The organism is Vibrio sp. 03-59-1 (assembly GCF_013114135.1).
GTDB classification, from domain to species: domain Bacteria; phylum Pseudomonadota; class Gammaproteobacteria; order Enterobacterales; family Vibrionaceae; genus Vibrio; species Vibrio cortegadensis.
The window spans coordinates 179432-196525 of record NZ_VTYA01000006.1; the positions used below are offsets into that span (position 1 = coordinate 179432).

The 17094-nt window shown below is 40.2% G+C and carries 18 protein-coding genes; 7 read left to right on the forward strand and 11 right to left on the reverse strand.

Features of this window, described 5'->3' with window-relative positions:
- Window positions 1-22 precede the first annotated feature (22 nt).
- Entirely contained in the window at window positions 23-1471 is a 1449-nt protein-coding gene (gene focA / locus F0249_RS08160; RefSeq protein ID WP_017051206.1) for a formate transporter FocA, read from the forward strand.
- 273 nt (window positions 1472-1744) lie between these two features.
- Here the strand turns inward: focA and F0249_RS08165 are convergent, their stop codons facing one another.
- The 3 genes from F0249_RS08165 to F0249_RS08175 form a co-directional block, all read right to left on the reverse strand.
- Window positions 1745-2314 carry a YceI family protein gene (locus F0249_RS08165; RefSeq protein ID WP_017051205.1) on the reverse strand — a complete coding sequence of 190 codons (570 nt, stop codon included), beginning with the start codon at window positions 2312-2314 and terminating at the stop codon, window positions 1745-1747.
- Window positions 2311-2850: a cytochrome b gene (locus F0249_RS08170; RefSeq protein ID WP_171756349.1), complete on the reverse strand. Its 540-nt coding sequence runs from the start codon at window positions 2848-2850 to the stop codon at window positions 2311-2313. The genes F0249_RS08165 and F0249_RS08170 overlap by 4 nt, the downstream gene beginning before the upstream one ends.
- A 188-nt stretch (window positions 2851-3038) precedes the next feature.
- Complete coding sequence (locus tag F0249_RS08175) at window positions 3039-3287, reverse strand: DUF2164 domain-containing protein (RefSeq protein WP_017051203.1); 249 nt, start codon at window positions 3285-3287, stop codon at window positions 3039-3041.
- A 169-nt stretch (window positions 3288-3456) separates the two neighbouring features.
- On the opposite strand from F0249_RS08175, the gene F0249_RS08180 reads away from it, so the two are divergent.
- Window positions 3457-4089, forward strand: coding sequence for a hypothetical protein (locus tag F0249_RS08180; protein WP_113797996.1), 633 nt, complete (start codon window positions 3457-3459; stop codon window positions 4087-4089).
- A gap of 125 nt (window positions 4090-4214) precedes the next feature.
- Here the strand turns inward: F0249_RS08180 and F0249_RS08185 are convergent, their stop codons facing one another.
- Window positions 4215-5177: a diguanylate cyclase gene (locus F0249_RS08185; protein ID WP_171756350.1), complete on the reverse strand. Its 963-nt coding sequence runs from the start codon at window positions 5175-5177 to the stop codon at window positions 4215-4217.
- 138 nt (window positions 5178-5315) lie between these two features.
- On the opposite strand from F0249_RS08185, the gene F0249_RS08190 reads away from it, so the two are divergent.
- Window positions 5316-5753, forward strand: a complete 438-nt coding sequence (locus F0249_RS08190; RefSeq protein ID WP_017051200.1) for a DUF3069 domain-containing protein — start codon at window positions 5316-5318, stop codon at window positions 5751-5753.
- A 157-nt stretch (window positions 5754-5910) separates the two neighbouring features.
- On the opposite strand, the gene modC is transcribed toward F0249_RS08190, so the two are convergent.
- Genes modC through F0249_RS08210 form a run of 4 tightly spaced genes read right to left on the reverse strand, consistent with a single transcriptional unit; the run spans window position 5911 to window position 9961 of the window.
- Complete coding sequence (gene modC / locus F0249_RS08195) at window positions 5911-7020, reverse strand: molybdenum ABC transporter ATP-binding protein ModC (RefSeq protein ID WP_171756351.1); 1110 nt, start codon at window positions 7018-7020, stop codon at window positions 5911-5913.
- Window positions 7017-7715: a molybdate ABC transporter permease subunit gene (gene modB, locus F0249_RS08200; protein WP_113797990.1), complete on the reverse strand. Its 699-nt coding sequence runs from the start codon at window positions 7713-7715 to the stop codon at window positions 7017-7019. Before modB ends, modC begins: the two co-directional genes overlap by 4 nt.
- 4 nt (window positions 7716-7719) lie before the next feature.
- Window positions 7720-8478, reverse strand: coding sequence for a molybdate ABC transporter substrate-binding protein (gene modA, locus F0249_RS08205; RefSeq protein WP_171756352.1), 759 nt, complete (start codon window positions 8476-8478; stop codon window positions 7720-7722).
- The gene (locus F0249_RS08210; RefSeq protein WP_171756353.1) at window positions 8471-9961 is read right to left on the reverse strand and encodes a cobyric acid synthase; all 1491 of its coding nucleotides are present in this window, start codon (window positions 9959-9961) and stop codon (window positions 8471-8473) included. Before F0249_RS08210 ends, modA begins: the two co-directional genes overlap by 8 nt.
- Before the next feature lie 173 nt (window positions 9962-10134).
- On the opposite strand from F0249_RS08210, the gene F0249_RS08215 reads away from it, so the two are divergent.
- From F0249_RS08215 to F0249_RS20215, 4 genes are all read left to right on the forward strand, one after another.
- Window positions 10135-10509: a YgiW/YdeI family stress tolerance OB fold protein gene (locus tag F0249_RS08215; RefSeq protein ID WP_171756354.1), complete on the forward strand. Its 375-nt coding sequence runs from the start codon at window positions 10135-10137 to the stop codon at window positions 10507-10509.
- 91 nt (window positions 10510-10600) lie between these two features.
- Entirely contained in the window at window positions 10601-11125 is a 525-nt protein-coding gene (locus F0249_RS08220) for a hypothetical protein (RefSeq protein WP_171756355.1), read from the forward strand.
- A gap of 296 nt (window positions 11126-11421) precedes the next feature.
- Window positions 11422-12147 carry an ABC transporter substrate-binding protein gene (locus F0249_RS08225; RefSeq protein ID WP_171756356.1) on the forward strand — a complete coding sequence of 242 codons (726 nt, stop codon included), beginning with the start codon at window positions 11422-11424 and terminating at the stop codon, window positions 12145-12147.
- A 3-nt stretch (window positions 12148-12150) separates the two neighbouring features.
- On the forward strand, window positions 12151-14322 hold the full coding sequence (locus F0249_RS20215) for an HD domain-containing phosphohydrolase (protein ID WP_253825291.1): 2172 nt from the start codon (window positions 12151-12153) through the stop codon (window positions 14320-14322).
- Window positions 14323-14465: 143 nt separating this feature from the next.
- Here F0249_RS20215 and F0249_RS08235 read toward each other — a convergent pair whose 3' ends face one another.
- The 3 genes from F0249_RS08235 to nrdG form a co-directional block, all read right to left on the reverse strand.
- Window positions 14466-15167, reverse strand: a complete 702-nt coding sequence (locus F0249_RS08235) for an ATP-dependent zinc protease (protein ID WP_171756357.1) — start codon at window positions 15165-15167, stop codon at window positions 14466-14468.
- Window positions 15168-15242: 75 nt separating this feature from the next.
- A complete protein-coding gene (locus tag F0249_RS08240) occupies window positions 15243-16424 on the reverse strand; it encodes an amino acid aminotransferase (protein WP_171756358.1) in 1182 nt (393 codons plus the stop codon).
- A 104-nt stretch (window positions 16425-16528) separates the two neighbouring features.
- A complete protein-coding gene (gene nrdG, locus F0249_RS08245) occupies window positions 16529-17005 on the reverse strand; it encodes an anaerobic ribonucleoside-triphosphate reductase-activating protein (RefSeq protein WP_113797975.1) in 477 nt (158 codons plus the stop codon).
- Window positions 17006-17094: the final 89 nt, after the last annotated feature.

Sequence of the window (17094 nt, forward strand, 5' to 3'; positions counted from 1 at the left end):
TTCAACTGTTCAAGGAGCCAATATGTCTACTGCTAGTTCTGAAAACCATCAGCTATTTTCGCCTTATGAAATGATGGCAGAAGCAGAAAAATTTGCGCTTAGTAAAGCCAAGAAAACCAGTGGTATGACTTTGAGCCTGGCTGTCATGGCAGGTGCATTTATCGGACTTGCTTTTCTTTTCTATATCACGGTTACAACGGGCAGTGCAGACGCAGGATGGGGCTTAAGCCGATTCGCTGGCGGGCTTGCTTTTAGTATGGGCTTAATTTTGATTGTTATCTGTGGTGGTGAGCTTTTTACCAGTTCAGTACTTTCCAGTATTTCTTGGGCAAATAAACAGATCAGTTTTGGCAAGATGCTATCGATATGGGGAAAGGTTTATGTCGGTAACTTCATCGGCGCAATGTTTCTTCTTTTATTAGTCACCGCCGCAGGTCTGTACCAAATGGATCATGGGCAATGGGGATTAAACGCTTTAAACATTGCACAACACAAACTTCACCATAGCGTAGTGCAAGCTTTTGCTCTGGGTATTTTATGTAACTTATTAGTTTGTTTAGCTATCTGGTTAACGTTTAGCTCTGCAAACGCAATGACAAAAGCCGCCATGACGATTCTACCCGTTGCGATGTTTGTCAGCAGTGGCTTTGAGCACTGTGTCGCGAATATGTTCATGGTACCGCTTGGTATTGTTATTCAAAACTTCGCTCCTGAATCATTTTGGTCACAAGTTGGTGTTAGTGCGAGTCAATATGCTGATTTAAACATTACTCAATTTGTCACTGCGAATCTTATTCCTGTAACCCTTGGCAATATTGTCGGTGGAGCCGTTCTTGTCGGCCTCGCAAACTGGAGTATCTACCGTCGCCCACAACTAAAAGCTGCAAACCTAGCAACAATAACTCAACCAACAACAATTACGTCAGTTAAGGATATTACTATGAACAACAACCTACTTGTAAAAGACATCATGGCAAGCAACTCAATTTCTCTAAGTGCTGAAATGCCAACATCTGTCGCAATTGATACACTGCTTGATCACAACTTAAATGGCGCACCAGTTTGCGACGTTGAAGGTCGTCTAGTCGGATTCTTCTCTGTTCATGATGTAATGGTTGACCTTTGGTGCCAAGATTACATTCCAGCTAAAGATCAAAAAGTTGTCGATTTAATGAACCGTGATGTAGTGGCGATGGACTCATCTGATCGCTTGGTTGATGTTGCTGAATTCCTTTGCATTGATAAAGACCAGCTTTTCCCAACATCAGGCATGGGCATTGCGACTCAACTAACGTCACTCTCTTTAGAAGAACGCGCAAAGAGCATGCAAGTTAGCAAACCTCATGCACTTCCTGTTCTAGAGAATGGCCAGATGGTTGGTGTGATTTCAAGAATGGATGTATTGAAAGCATTACGCCCAGTATACGGTGAAAGACTGAACATTGTTGAGCGTGAACTAGAAACCGCTTAATAGGTACAACTTCGTATCCATTAACAATAAACATGGTTTTTGAATCGCAGACATATTGAGTTCATAAGAACATACAAGGAAATAAGTCGCTTTGAGTTCATGTAATATTCACTATTAGCATTCCAAACCATCAAGCCCTCGGCAGTTCATCACTACCGAGGGCTTTTCTATTTAGAGTGCATTTCTATTTAAAATGCATTTATATTTAGCGCACTTTCACGTTGAAAGGCATCACGTCAATCTATCTCTCAAATGGACTCGAATGTGAAGACGCTATTTTTTAACACCTTCTACATGTAACTCCATATCAACGTAACTTGAGCTTCCCATAACCGCAATGCCAAAATCAGCTAATTCAAGACGAGTGGTACCATTAAATCCAGCACGCTCTCCACCCCATGGGTCGCTGCCTGCACCAATAAATTCTGCATTAATCGTTATAGGCTGAGTTTTCCCGTGCAATGTAAGATTCCCCATAACATCAAGCTTACCATTACCTTTATCGACAACTTTTGAACTACTAAAGGTCGCTTCACCAAATTTACTTGCATCAATAAAATCAGCACTTCGGATATGCTTATCGCGCTCTGCATGGTTTGAGTCTAAACTTGCGGTGTTAACCGTCACGTTCACTTTCGATGCTTCGATGTTATTACCATCATAAGAAAACTCACCACCAAAATCATTAAAGCGACCTTTGATGAAGCTATACCCTAGATGGCTAATTTTAAAATTTATCGATGCGTGTGCACCCTTAGTATCAATCATGTAATCGGCTGCGCTTGCACTAAAAGGTGCCGCCATAACAAGTGCTAATCCAGTAGCAAGTAGTGTTTTTTTCATTTTGAAGCTCCTATCATTTTGCGTAGCGTATTGTCTTTATCAATTATGTGATGTTTTAAAGCAGCAAGTGCATGAACAGATGCAAGTCCAACTAAAATACAAGCGGTGTAATAATGTATGTTGCCAGCAATATCTGATTGATTAGCAAAGAGTTCACCGAGGCTTGGTACGGTAAACCAAGTGAAAACATCAATACCTCTTCCGTCGGAAGTTGAAATCAGATAACCAGATACAAAAAGAACGAATAATAAAACGTACATAAGTAGATGCACTATTTTTGCAGTAATCACTTCGTATGCTTTACCTTCTACCTTTGGTGACGCCGTAACATGCTTCCAAAGCATCCTACCTAACGTAACAATGGCAAGAATAATTCCGACTGAACGGTGCCAGTCTGGAGCCGTTTTATACCACTCACTGTAGTAAGTGAGATCAACCATCCACAGACCTATGCCAAACATGCCAAAAATCGTAATCGCCGAAACCCAATGAAGGAGACGAGATACCACATTGTAATTTTTCACTGTATTATTCATATTACTGCCCAAGAATTGTACTCACTGCATGTTGCTAAAATTCGACACCAAACCAAAAAGTAACATCAAGGTAACATTCCGCATTTGGATGACACACATTATTTACCAATCTTTACACAATCAAGAGAGCTTGAAATTAAACAACTTGTTCGAAAAATTCGAATGAACTTTTCTGATTTAAGCTCTCGCTAGACTTCTACTATTTTTTCGATTTCATATAGCTCATCACTAATGTCCATTATCTTTCTTTCCATCACCTTTTGAGCATCAGCGATACCTTGGTTATAATAAACGGGTCCTAATTTTTTGCTCAGAAAGTCTAATAGAAATTCTCCATCAAATTGCCCAAGCTCACTATCTAGCTCTTCTTCAAAGTAGCGTTGTAAGGCGGCTACCATGCTCTGTTTTGTTTTAGGTTCAAGTACAATTTCAGTCATTATTTCTCCTTAAAGAGATATTACTTATCTCTAAAATAGCTTATGCCATCAGGCTATTACTATTATTTATAGGATGGCTCACGAACTCAGAGCATAATTATAGTTCTCATAGAAAACAATGTGATAGTCTTTATCAGTTTCCAGATCTTGCCCCGCATAGGACTTCCATTTGTTATTAGACTTAGTAATACGAAGTATCAACGAATTTCAAGTTGACTGTTTAAAGCTGTGCGAGCGACACTACCCTACGGTTCATAACCAAGGAATGAGTGAGCATCACTTAAGCCTTGCTTACACACGCAGAATGCAGAACACGTTGAATAATTTCGGTCATGAGTCTGTCGTACAAGCTTTAGAGACGATTGGAAGCCCAGATCCTGCCCACCACTACCGAATATCTTCACCTGAAGGAACGGTTTGGGTATTAACGCATCATATGATCAGTGCCGGAAAAACTTGCAGAGAAAATCTCCTAGCAGATATAACAGAGTGGCAAGCTGAATATGGTTACGCCATTCAACCTAATGATCTGCTGCTTCTGATTAGTGATCACTGGATAAGTCGAAGTAAAAAGAGTCGTGAATTGTTGCATTGGTGGATGGGAGAGCTGCCAGATCAGATAGATGAATACAGCGAGCAAGGGATAACGTTGTATGAAAGTGATTCACAGCTCACTCAATGCCTTGATCACCGCTTTAATATAAGCCCGTGTTATATTAAGTTTGGTCACCCACTCCAAAGAAGCCAGAATAAACAATTAGTTCGAAAGTACATTCAACTATACGCCGTATTACAGTGGTAATAACTGCACTTAAAGCTATATCAATGCTATTTGCCACATAATTTTGATGATTTCGATTCATCTCGATTACATGGCTTTTATATCAAAAGCCGATAAATTCAATAGCCGATAAAACATCCTAAGTGCTAAGTCGTTTCAATCCACATTTTAAAACTATTTCTACCATTCTGCTTTGCTTCATAAAGCGCTTGATCAGCTTTCTGATAAATGTCACTCGGCTTTTCTTTTCCTGTTGGAATTAGCGTAACAATCCCTTGCGAGACAGTTACATAATCAGCAGTTGGTGAATAAGCATGTGGATAGGCAAGCTCAACAATTTTCGACTTGATTCGAAGCGCTTCTTTTTCTGCTTTCTTATCACCGACACCACTTAATAATACCGCAAATTCTTCTCCACCATAACGGCCAACAAATTCACCTGAGCGTGTAAAGAGTTCATTAAGTGTGTTAGATATAGACTGAAGGCATTTGTCACCTTCTATATGACCGTAATTATCATTGAATGGTTTAAAATGGTCAACATCAAGCAGAATCAAACAAAATGGGATTTTATGGCGACCATGCCAACCAATAGCATCTTCTAGTTGCGTATCCATATATCGGCGGTTATATAACTTAGTGAGCCCATCTTCATTCGCTTGTTGTTGCAACATAGCATTGAGCTCTTCAAGTTTTGCAGACGCCGTTTTAAGCTCTCGTCGCATCATAGCTATCCGCTGCATCGCGATTAGCTTCGAGTTTAATACAAGGCGATCAACGGGTTTAATAAGGTAATCATCCCCCCCAGCCTCAATCGCTCGTGCAATCATTTCTGGCTCTTCATGGCTACTCAAAAAGATAATGGGAACCCAATCAGGAAACTGACTACGAATTTTTTGAGAGACTTCAAAACCATCCATGTCGGGCATTGATATATCGAGTAAAACTAAATCCGGGTCAAAGCTTGAATAGACAGCCAAGGCCTCTTTTCCGCTTCCTGCCGCTTCCACTTGATGTCCTAACTGCTTGAGCCTAATAGCAAGCTGCATACGGTCTAACTTCACGTCATCGACGAGTAGAATTCGCATTGAAGAACCCGCAACACTCATAAATAGCCTTATTAATTATTAGCTAACATACAAGTAGATATACCATATGAAACAGGCTCATTCACGATTTTTTGCTATATTTCGTTGACTTTTGGCTGAAACTTTTTAGCATTGCTTTCTTTTATACGAGAATTTGTCATGTCAGACGCAACTAACACAGAGCAACCTAAAGTTGATCTAGAAACTATTTCACCAGAACTACGCAAAGTCATGGAGTTTGATCAAGTCCCTGAAGCGATGTATTTCATGGTTACGTCGATTCATGAAGTATCTGAAGATGCAGTACGTGATGCTTGGGATACACTTCCAGCAAGTGCACAAAATGTGCTAGACAGTTTTGAACAATTCCACGCATTAATTTCTGTAAGTCAGGGTTTTGCTGGTATTAACGTAATGGAAGAGTTCCCTACGTTGAAATTACCAGAAGATATGACTGACGAAGCGAAAGAAGAATATCGTGCAGAGCTTCTTGACCAAGTCCTTCACAACTGTGTGAAAGATATGGTTAAGCAAATAAAGAAAGCACGTCGCGACCCAATTTTGAAGCGTGATTTCAAAGAAGTGTTCGTAAAATAATATAACTCTTTATCGGTTACATTATTAAAACGCACAAAAAAAGCATGGCATCGGCGAGTATTAACTCGTGGGTGGCATGCTTTTTTGTTCCAGCAGGTTCTATCTAGTCACTGAGTAAAATGGCTCATTAAATCCAATACGGATTAGCGCATGAAGACTATTCATGTGTAAATGCGATATCGCGTTGAGTGACACTCACACCTTTGATTTGAACATAGACATCCATCCCTATATTGAGATCCAACTCATCTAATGCCCAAGGGGTTATTGTCGCCCAAAGTTGCCTATTTGTTCCCAAATCAAGTTGAACACCAACACTCTGCTTATCATTCGCAATGTTCTTCGACTCTATGAGGCTTACACGGGCTTTTAAGATGTTCCTGATGGATGTTCGCTCCGGTTTATCTAAAGCAATTGAAACATCGTTAGCTCGTACCTGAAGCCTAATGGATGAACCTAGCTTCCCATCAATCCCTTGAACCCATAGAAAAACATTCTCTGCTAATTGAACTTTGGTCAGTGCATATTGGCGATGATGTTCAGCGATGGTGGCTTCAAACAAACTACTTTGCTCAGAGAAAGACTGCCACGGGCGCATGGAGTTTGAACCCCAAACTTCTTCAATTGAACCTGAAATTTCTACCTTACCATCATTCACAATCACCAGATGACTTGCTAATCGCAAAATTTCATTCAAGCTGTGTGTCACATACAGGATTGGCGTTTTTACCTCGTCAGCTAACTTCTCTAGAAATGGCATGACTTCACGCTTACGGGGCAAATCCAACGATGCTAAAGGTTCATCCATGAGCAATATGTCTGGTTTACTCAATAATGCTCGGCCAATCGCCACACGCTGCTTCTCTCCTCCAGAAAGATCCGCAGGATAGCGATCGAGCATATTAGTCAGAGACAACAGTGTAACGACCTTAGAAAAATAAGTGTCATCCGCTTGCTTCACACCATAGGTTAAATTGCCTTTGACACTATAATGAGGAAAAAGGCGTGCGTCTTGGAATACGTAGCCAACGTTTCTTTTCTCTACGGCGACATCGATTGAATGGTTATCATCGAACAAAATACGGTCATTAACTTTTATCAAGCCAGAATCGGGCTTGATTAGCCCACTGATAACATTAATTAATGATGTTTTTCCTGCACCAGAACGCCCAAAAATAGCGGTAATCCCTGTCGCCGGAATATTAAGATCAACATCAAATTGCGTTTCACCAAGCTGCTTTTGAAATTGCAGTGAAATTAAACTCATGACTGACTTCCCAAGCGTTTATTGGCTTTTTTGGACAACCAATCAGAAAAAAGTAAAGATGCCAGTGCGATCGCAATTGAAATCCCACACAGTCTCGCCGCTTCGAATTCCATCCCAGGGGTTTCGATAAAATTGAACATCGCCAATGGAATGGTCTGGGTCTCTCCTGGAATGTTAGAAACAAAGCTGATGGTTGCACCAAACTCCCCTAGACTTCGGGCAAAAGAGAGCATAGTACCGGTAATAATCCCCGGAATGATCATAGGCAGTGTAATCGTGATAAATACTTTAAAAGGAGAAGCTCCCAATGTTTTTGCCGCTTGTTCTAATTTAGGGTCAACACTCTCTAAACTCAGCCGAATTGCACGAACCATTAGAGGTAAAGCCACAACGACGCACGCTAATACGGCCCCTTTCCAACTGAAACTGAAAACAACGTTGAAATTATCCGCTAACCATCGGCCGATAATACCTTGCTTTCCCATGACTACGAGCAATAGATACCCAATGACAACAGGAGGAAGAACAAGGGGAAGATGTAAAATACTATCTACGATCCCTTTTCCAATAAACTGTTTTCTTGCTAACAGCCATGCGAACCCAACCCCAATAGGAATTAGCCATAAAATGCTGATCGATGCGACTTTCAAACTTAAATAAAGTGCATCGCGTTCAAAGTCTGACAACATGTCGATTCTCTTATTGAGCTAAAGAGTTGAACCCAAATTGAATCAAGATCTCTTGAGCCTTTTCAGATTGTAAAAATGCCGCTAACTCTAACGATTCCGGCGAAGTATTAACGATAGCAAGAGGGTAACGAATAGGATCATGACTTGTACTAGCAAACTCAGTGATCAATTGGACATTCTTACTTTGTAATGCATCCGTTTTATAGACAATACCGAGTGGAGCTTCACCCCTTTCAACCAACGCTAAGGTCATGCGTACATTACTCGTTGGCGCAGTTAATGACTTCACAGCATTCCAAACATTTAACGATTGAAGGGTTTGTCTTGCATAAATACCAGCAGGCACGGCTTGTGGATTTCCGATTGCCAGTCGCCCTTTACCAATATTAGTTTGCCAGTCGCGAATATCCTCAATGGCAAACGGTTCAAGTGTCGATGTTTTAGGGGCTATAAGAACCAATTGGTTTTGAGTAAACGGGAACACATTCTCTTGCAAAACAGAACCACGTTTCACTAAATGCTGCATCCAACTTTCGTTAGCAGAGATAAACAGGTCCGCAGGTGCCCCACGTTCAATTTGCCTTGCTAATGAGGAAGAACCCCCATAGATTGGTAATACATCAGTATCACTAGTCGTTTTAAACTCTGCCAATAAGGCATTCATAACATTGGTTAATGATGATGCAGAATATATTTTCACGTTAGCTTGCGCATTCAGTGAAATACAGAGCATGCTTATAACACTTGTTGTAATAACTTTTTTAAGCATTTGAATTGTCTCTGCCCCAGTGGTTTTTCAGTTCTGGCCATAATTGTTCTAAATTCATATACTCTTCAATCGCATCAGCTATCGTATTGATCGCATTATCTTTAATAGATTCAAAATCAACACTTTCAACCGTGGATTGGTTTGCCCATTCGCAAATCAAGCTCGTCACTTGTGGTGATTCAAACAAACCATGGAGATACGTTCCCATGATTTGATTACAGTTGCTCACTGCCCCGTCTGCTTGCCCGTTACTCAACAAAACAGGCTGAGATTCATTTACCTGACTCACACCAGCATGAATTTCATACCCTGAGACTGGAACAGATTTGTTATTCAAAGTGAGCGTTCCAGTTACGTTGGTAAGATTCTTTTCAGATTTAAGTTCGGTTTGAATATCGAATAACTCTAAACCCGCGCTACTTCCGGCTGGCCCTTCAATACCTTGAGGGTCTTCAATCAATTGCCCAAGCATTTGATAACCACCACAAATACCAATCACCTTTCCGCCTAAACGAATATGACGTTTGATATCCGCATCCCACCCCTGAGATCGAGCGTAATCAAGATCCGCTCTTACCGATTTCGTACCGGGGAGAATGATCAAATCAGCTCTATCTAATTTTTCACCTTTACCCACATAACGGAAATCTATATCAGGGTTCAGCCGTAAACTATCAAAATCGGTGTGATTACTGATTCTTGTAAACACAGGAACCACAATTTTTATTTTCGCATCATCATTTGAGACCTGTTCCGATATGATGGCATCTTCTGCTTCTAAATTTAGCCCGTGGATAAAAGGTAGAACACCAAGCACGGGCTTGTTTGTTTTCTCTTCTAACCAGTCTAAACCGGATTGCAATAACGCGATATCGCCTCGGAATCGGTTGATAACAAAACCAATAACACGATCTTGCTCTGATTGAGAGAGTAGCTCTAGCGTGCCATAGAGATGAGCGAACACCCCACCACGATCAATATCGGCAACGATAATAACCGGAACGTCTGCTTTCTCCGCAAACCCCATATTCGCAATATCATTCGCTCTTAAATTAATTTCAGCAGGGCTGCCCGCGCCTTCGATCATGACGCTCTCAAACTCTGCATGAAGCTTTTCAAACGAGTCCATGACGGTTGCCATCGCCACTTTCTTATAATCATGGTAACTCGTCGCCTCCATATTACTAATAGCACGCCCCTGAAGAATGACTTGCGCGCCAGTATCAGAGTTAGGCTTTAATAATACAGGGTTCATATGCACTGTTGGTTCAACATTGCAGGCTTGAGCTTGCACCGCTTGTGCTCTTCCTATTTCGCCACCATCTTTCGTAACGGCACTATTGAGTGCCATATTTTGTGGTTTAAATGGGGCAACTTTAACGCCCTTTCTCGCTAATACACGGCATAAACCTGCCACAAGAACACTTTTCCCGGCATCGGATGTCGTGCCTTGGACCATTAACGATTTTATCGGTGCATGCATAGTGGTACGTCTTCTTAAGTCATTAGATTCGTTATTGATAAAACTATTTTACCCTCATTCCCAAGATAGTGCTCCGATAAATGAACCGAAAATGAATGTAACACTCAGTATTAATTCAAAAAAGGAGTGCTTTAATAGTGACAACTTAAACGAACAACGAAAGAGACATTCTTATGAAAAAAACAATTATCGCTTTAGTATCCACTTTAATCCTTGCACCTTCACTAGCGCTAGCGGGCAACGACCACGATAACAATCGCCAAGCTTCTATCCAGTATAATGGCCCTGTCGATACAACCTCCGTTTCAGAGTTACTTCAAGATACCAGTATGTTTACAGAAAAAGATGTAGTTATCGATGGCACTATCATTCGTCAATTAAAAAATGACAAGTTTGTTTTTTCAGATGGCAACGCTGAAATTCAAATAGAATTGGATGATGTCCATTTAGCAACACCACTAGATGCAAATACTAAAGTCCGTATTTTTGGTGAGTATGAAGGAGGCAACACGCCAGAGATTGAAGTAGACCACATCCAAATCATGTAATAAATCAAAGTTCTAGCACTAATGGCCTGCATATTGCAGGCTTTTTTTGTATTATATCGAAATTCAGTCTACCTATGACTTCGGAGCATTCATGCTAGGACAAGCACGACGTATCGCAGCTTTGGGATTATTAAGCCTTATTCCAATTTCAGCACAGGCTAATAATTTCAATTACAACATGATGGAATTCAGGATGGGTACTAGCCCTGCCACATTTGGAACTGAACTGACTACCTATTTCACTGAAAACTCACACTTTATTGGTCGTTTCGATAGTGAATTTAGCAATGACTGGGATCTTGCTGGTGGCATAGGGTTTAATGGGCCAATAAATCAGTTTGGCGATGTATATGGACAAATACTACTTCATAGTGTGAAAGACAGCTCAGATACAACGTTCAAAACCGAAGTGAATCTCGGCACCCGCTTTTGGGTATTAGAAGGTGTCGAAGCCCATGTCAAATTCGGTAAAATCATCGATAACGACGATACAAAATCGACCTTTGCTTTTGGTGCTCGCTTTTACTCTACAGAACAACTCGCACTTGGGGCGGAAGTAAAAAATAGCGGTGTTTACGGTCATCAGATGGTGATGTCTGTCCGTTTTCATTATTAGAAAGGCAAGCGTGTTATAAAATTAGCACGCCTGTATAGAAAAAACATAACGGTAACATTAATTAACAATGATATAACCCGCCCATTAACCATCCAAAAACCAATCATTAATCATCTGTATTCATTACTTTTTTTGACGTGTATTATTTAGTTGAACTTCATCACAATATAAAAACTAAGATTTTTTTTCACACTCAATATGTTATTATTTTGTATGTATTTAATCTAAAAGATGCACATTTTTAATAAGCAAGTTAGTGCACGACAATAATAATAGTAAACAATGAAGAGATGGCTATGAAAAAAAAGTTATTAATTGGCCTAATTGCAACGTTATCTTGGAGTGTATCTAGTGCCGAAACTGTTTTAAACGTTGGTTTAATCGATCAGGATCGAGCGCCTTACTTCTATCGTTCAGGGGATGATGGTCAAATCCGAGGAGCCTACATCGATATCCTCAATATTATTGGTGAGAAACTCGATGTAACGTTCACATACAAGCAGCTACCCCAAGCAAGAATTCGTTTATACATGAAAAATGGCCAACTGGATCTGGAGCCTGGTATTGCGCAAGACTGGAGACTTGAACCTGGAGAAATTAAAGCTACTGTTTATACCGATACATTCTACCGCTCCGAAGAGGTTATTGTTTATAACCCTAAACAATTTAAACAAACTAAAGTCGATATCAGCGATTTTGACCAGCTTATCCCTTGCTCAATTCTCGGCTTTAATGATTTTAAATTAATTAACGTCAACACTAAGAATGAAATCGCAACAGAAAAACAATCCATTCATCTATTGAAGTTGAATCGTTGCGATTATGCCCTTTTCCCAATTGATGTCATTAAGCCTGAGATTGAACAAGGTTACTTGGAACGAACTAAACCTGTTGCCATTTATAACCTTAGATTTAGGCTGGCAAAAAAGTATCAGTATTTACTTCCTGAATTTAATCGCCAAATCAAGTTAATGACAGAAAGCGGTGAAATAACACGCATCATGAATGAGCATACGGAATAATTTATGCATTTTAAGGCTAAAATACTCTCCATATTACTGCTCGCTGCCAGCTTATTTATTCTTGTGCATCAAGCGATCAAGGTTGAAATGACGCCTTCAGCCAATACAAGTACTGCCATTTCTGTGGCAACAAGTGAAATTGCAGACCTAAGCGCGCCTTTTGTTTATAATATAAACAAAGATCAATTGCGCCATTCCCTCAGTTCACAGCTCAATAATAATAAAATCATCCGTGGTGTTAAAATTACTGACGCCTTTTCTGATGAGGTCTTCTTTAGTTATTATACTTTGCATGAAAAAACGTACTTCAATGTGCCTCTTCCCAAAAAAATTACGAACCTTGCAAAACAAGAAGCCAATATTGCATTTAGCAATCAATATATAGGTCTATTAGAAGTCTATTACGATCTTGAAATGCAACCGATACGTAATAGCGAAGAAGGCTCAAGGTTTGAAAATAAAACGATTACCTTAGCAGGGTTTTTCATTGCTCTTATATCTAGCCTATTTTTAGTTTTTTCTATTCTCTCTCAGCGAAGCCTTGCAGACGATAACTCTTACTCATTTGGTACAACCAAGTTTTCAATCATACTCGTGGTTTTGATGAGTATTTTTATTACACTGAGTATGGCTGGTGGTTGGTACATTTTAGATGTAAATAAGCAATCAATTGAAGATAAATATAAGAATACAGCCCGTCAAACCTTGCACGAGATCTCTGTTAACATCAACAAACTTAGTGAAATTAGAGCAAATATTCACCACTACATCACCCAAAAACCTACTTTCCAAACTGCATTAGCAAAGCTGGTACTTGCTAGTGAAAAAGAGAACTTTCAAGAGGCTGCATTTCATGAAGCAGAACTCATCGCCTTCTTTAATAAATATGATGCTTTCATTAGCGGAGAATCTAAGACCATCATTTCAAGTGAAGGTAAGATTTTATTAAATTACGGCTCACCACTAAACCTGTCTCAAATTGACATGTCTTCCAATAGTGCTTTTATTCGAGCGGTCAGTGGCAAAATGACGCTATCACCGTCGATAACCTCTGTCAGTTTTGATGGGAAAATTAAAACATCACTCTACTTAGTCATTCCTATTTTCGACTTAGATCAACAAGTCGTAGCGGTATCATTTAATGAAATCGGCCAAAACAATGGCTTAAGCTCTGACTTTGATAATTATAATGTTGGAGAGAGCGGTGAGTTCTTATACACCGATCGTAGCGGTAACATTATTTCACCGTTACGCTTTGATATTGATAGCAAAGCTAACGTAAAATTTTCTAAATCCATCGCCCAGATCACCGCTCTGAGTGTCGATGAGAATGAACAAGCACAACTTGCATCGATTGTTGATTACCGTGGAAAGGAAGTATTTGTAAGCGCTCAGTGGAATGAACACTTAAATATGGCCTACTTCATTAAGAAAGATAAATCTGAAGTATTAAGTAGCTTTTATTCATTGCGCGACGGGGCATATATAATCTTCGGTCTCATTACTTTATTTAGTGTCCCATTTACGCTATTTACCCTTTACACAGGTAAACGTGCAAACGATAAAGTGAAAGCCTCTCGGTATGAAATATTAACTAGGCTTGGTAGCGCTGCTGAATTTAAAGATAATGACACAGCCCACCACATTACGAGAATGAGTTACTACTCCGTTATCCTAGCGAAAAAAATGTCGATGAATAAAGAGTGGCGCGAGTTACTTCTTCATGCTTCTCCAATGCACGATATAGGGAAGATTGGGGTACCAGACCATATATTAAACAAACCGGGTAAACTTGATCCTGAAGAGTGGGAGATAATGAAGCGTCACCCTGAATATGGGGCTGCCATTATTGCTGACTCAAACTCAGCCCTATTAAACATGGCTAAAGATATTGCGTTATATCACCATGAAAAGTGGAATGGTAAGGGATATCCGTACGGTTTGATTGGTGAAGCCATTCCCCTATCAGCGCGTATTGTTGCTGTTGCCGACGTTTTTGATGCTCTAACCAGTGAGCGAGTGTACAAGAAGGCTTGGTCTATTGACGATTCGGTAGAACTGATAAAAAGTGAGTCAGGACAGCACTTCGATCCTGAGGTCGTTGATGCCTTTACACAATCTATTGATGATTTCGTTGAAGTTAAACGCAAGTTTTCTGATTCAATTGACGACTGAAAAACTAAACCCGCGAGTAATTAATGCTTAAATACTCGCTCTATCTCAATCAAGAGATATAAATAAAAAGCCTAAATCGGAATACGGTTTAGGCTTTTCTATTTTAATTCGATCAATGTTATGAAAACGGTGAACAGTAGAATTTATTTCTTTCTTTTTGGCTGTACGAATTTTTTACTCACATCGACAACTGCCATATCTCTAAATAAACTACGCCCAATGAGTACCGGATAAGAAAGGTGACTACGATCGGCTAACGTGAACTCGGTTCTATCTTTCAAGTTTCCTATCTCAATCCAAGCAACAACAATCGCCCTTTTATCACCCTCTTCACTGCTAGACTGGCGAATCTTAACCCAACGTTCAACAGGAAGATTAATCTCTGAACTTTTAAGATCCCCATGTGAGATTTTAAATTTTACCCAATCTCTACCGTCCCGCTCAAACTGCACAATATCTGTCGCACTGATAGAGGAAGTTGTTGCTCCAGTATCAATACGAGCTTTAAAACTCTCTTTCAGACCGGGAAAGTATACCCACTCTTCCTCACCTAAGATCAGCTTCCCATCAGCCGTCTTTTTCTCATTGACTACGGGAAGCTTAGGTTCTTCAACAGAACTTACTGCTTTTTTTTCCTGTTTAATTTCAGCTTCAGCCTCTAGTGCAGGGTCAGTTTCTATCTTTGGCTCAATTGCTATCTTTGGCTCAGTAGCTATCTTTGGTTCAATTTCTGCATTTGGCTGAGATGCCATCTCGCTTTGTTCTGATGACAATGGTCTTGTAGAATTGCACGCCATCAAACTACTGCAAAGCATGAGGGGAATTATGTTTTTCCACTTATTCATTCGTTCACCTAATCCAACTTATAATGCTTACAGCTTGGAAGAGTTAACCAACCAAGCGATACAAAACATTGCTCATTACGCCACTTGTACAATCGATCGGGCGACAAAAGGAATGTGCTGCTCTGATAACCCAGCGATATTTATTCTGCCATCTCCAACCGCATAAATGCCAAATTGTTCGCGTAATTGCAGCATCTGTTCCGAATTAAATCCTAGCACAGTAAACATCCCCTTGTGACTTTCGATAAAGTCAAATTGATCTGTGTTGTGTACTGTTCGAAATTCATTACACAATGAGTGACGAAGGCTCACTAATCGCTGCTGCATTTCATAAAGTTCTGTTTTCCAAATACTGGTTAATTGTTGATCTTGAAGAATGGTTTTGACCAACGCAGCGCCATGATCAGGTGGCATCGTATAAGTAGAACGAGCAAGCGTGAGTAGTTTCCCTTTCGCATTCGCCACATCATGATTACTTTTACCAACTACAATTGCAGCCCCTGTTCTCTCACGATATAGACCAAAGTTTTTTGAGCATGATGTGGTGATTAACATCTCTTCCACATTATCAGCCATGTAACGCAAGCCTTTGGCGTCCTCTTCTAAACCATCTCCAAACCCTTGGTATGCAATATCTACAAATGGGGTAAAGCCATTTTTTTGAGACAGCTCAGTGATGGCTTGCCATGCTGAAAAATCAATATCAGCTCCTGTTGGGTTATGACAACAACCGTGCAAAAGTACAACATCGTTTACTCCCGCATTCGAGAGATCATCAAGCATACGACTGGTATCAACTTGCTTAGTTTGCGGGCTAAAATAGTGGTAAAAGCGAACGTTCAGTCCCGCGGCTTCCATGACTGGCTTATGGTTCACATAGCTTGGATTCGATATCCAAACCGTCGTATCAGGCTGGGCGATTTTCATTAAATCACCAAGCATCCGCAAGGCTCCACTGGCTCCTGGTGTTTGAATTGCTGCAACTCTCCCGATAGCGGAAGTATCAGTCAGTAACAGATCAATCATACTTTGATTGAATTCTTCACAGCCTGCCAAGCCGACATAAGCCTTCGTTTTTTGAGTTTCAACGACGATATCTTGAGCCATTTTTACGGCTTGCATGATAGGCGTTTCACCTTGGCTATTACGATAAACACCTATGCCTAAATCTACTTTATCAGCACGAGCATCGTTACGGTATGCAACCGAAAGAGAGAGTATTGGATCGAGCGTTGGTTCTGGTAAGTGTGTAAACATGAAAGTCACAACCCTTTGAAATTCAAGTAATGACTTCACGTTAACACTAGTAAGATTAAAAATCGAAAGGAATTTTATAACTTTGTTATTGAACTGTAGCTTAGTTAATCATCAAAGGAAGTAAAACAGTGGATGATTTGATTTGAACTTCCTCGCCACTCCAGTGCGGGATCAGCCAATTCTTGCTCAAACTTTCCATCAATCAGAGTATCAACAAATTTGACGATTTCTTGTTGCTCAGATGTTAATTCATCTAATCTGTACCCTGTCCACATCCAAATGTCTTTTCCTTCGCATTCAGTTCGAACACGTTTCACTAACGTTAAGATCGCAGATAGATTGGCTGGATGTAACGGGTCTCCACCAGATAAAGATAGCCCTCTTCGCTTTATTCTTGTGTCATTCAGCTCATTAATGATGTGATCTTCTAACTCTTGCGTGAACAGATGACCAGAATCGAGTTTTTGGGTGATTTGATTGTAGCAACCTTTACATTGGTGGATACAACCAGACACAAACAGCGTACAGCGGGTTCCGGGACCATTGATAACATCAACAGATTGATATTGATTGTAATTCATCAATCATTACCCCTTGTGGCAGTGGAGAATTAAGACGGACTTAGTGAGGGCGAAGTGGGACATTAAATTGAGACAATTATCAGGCATAA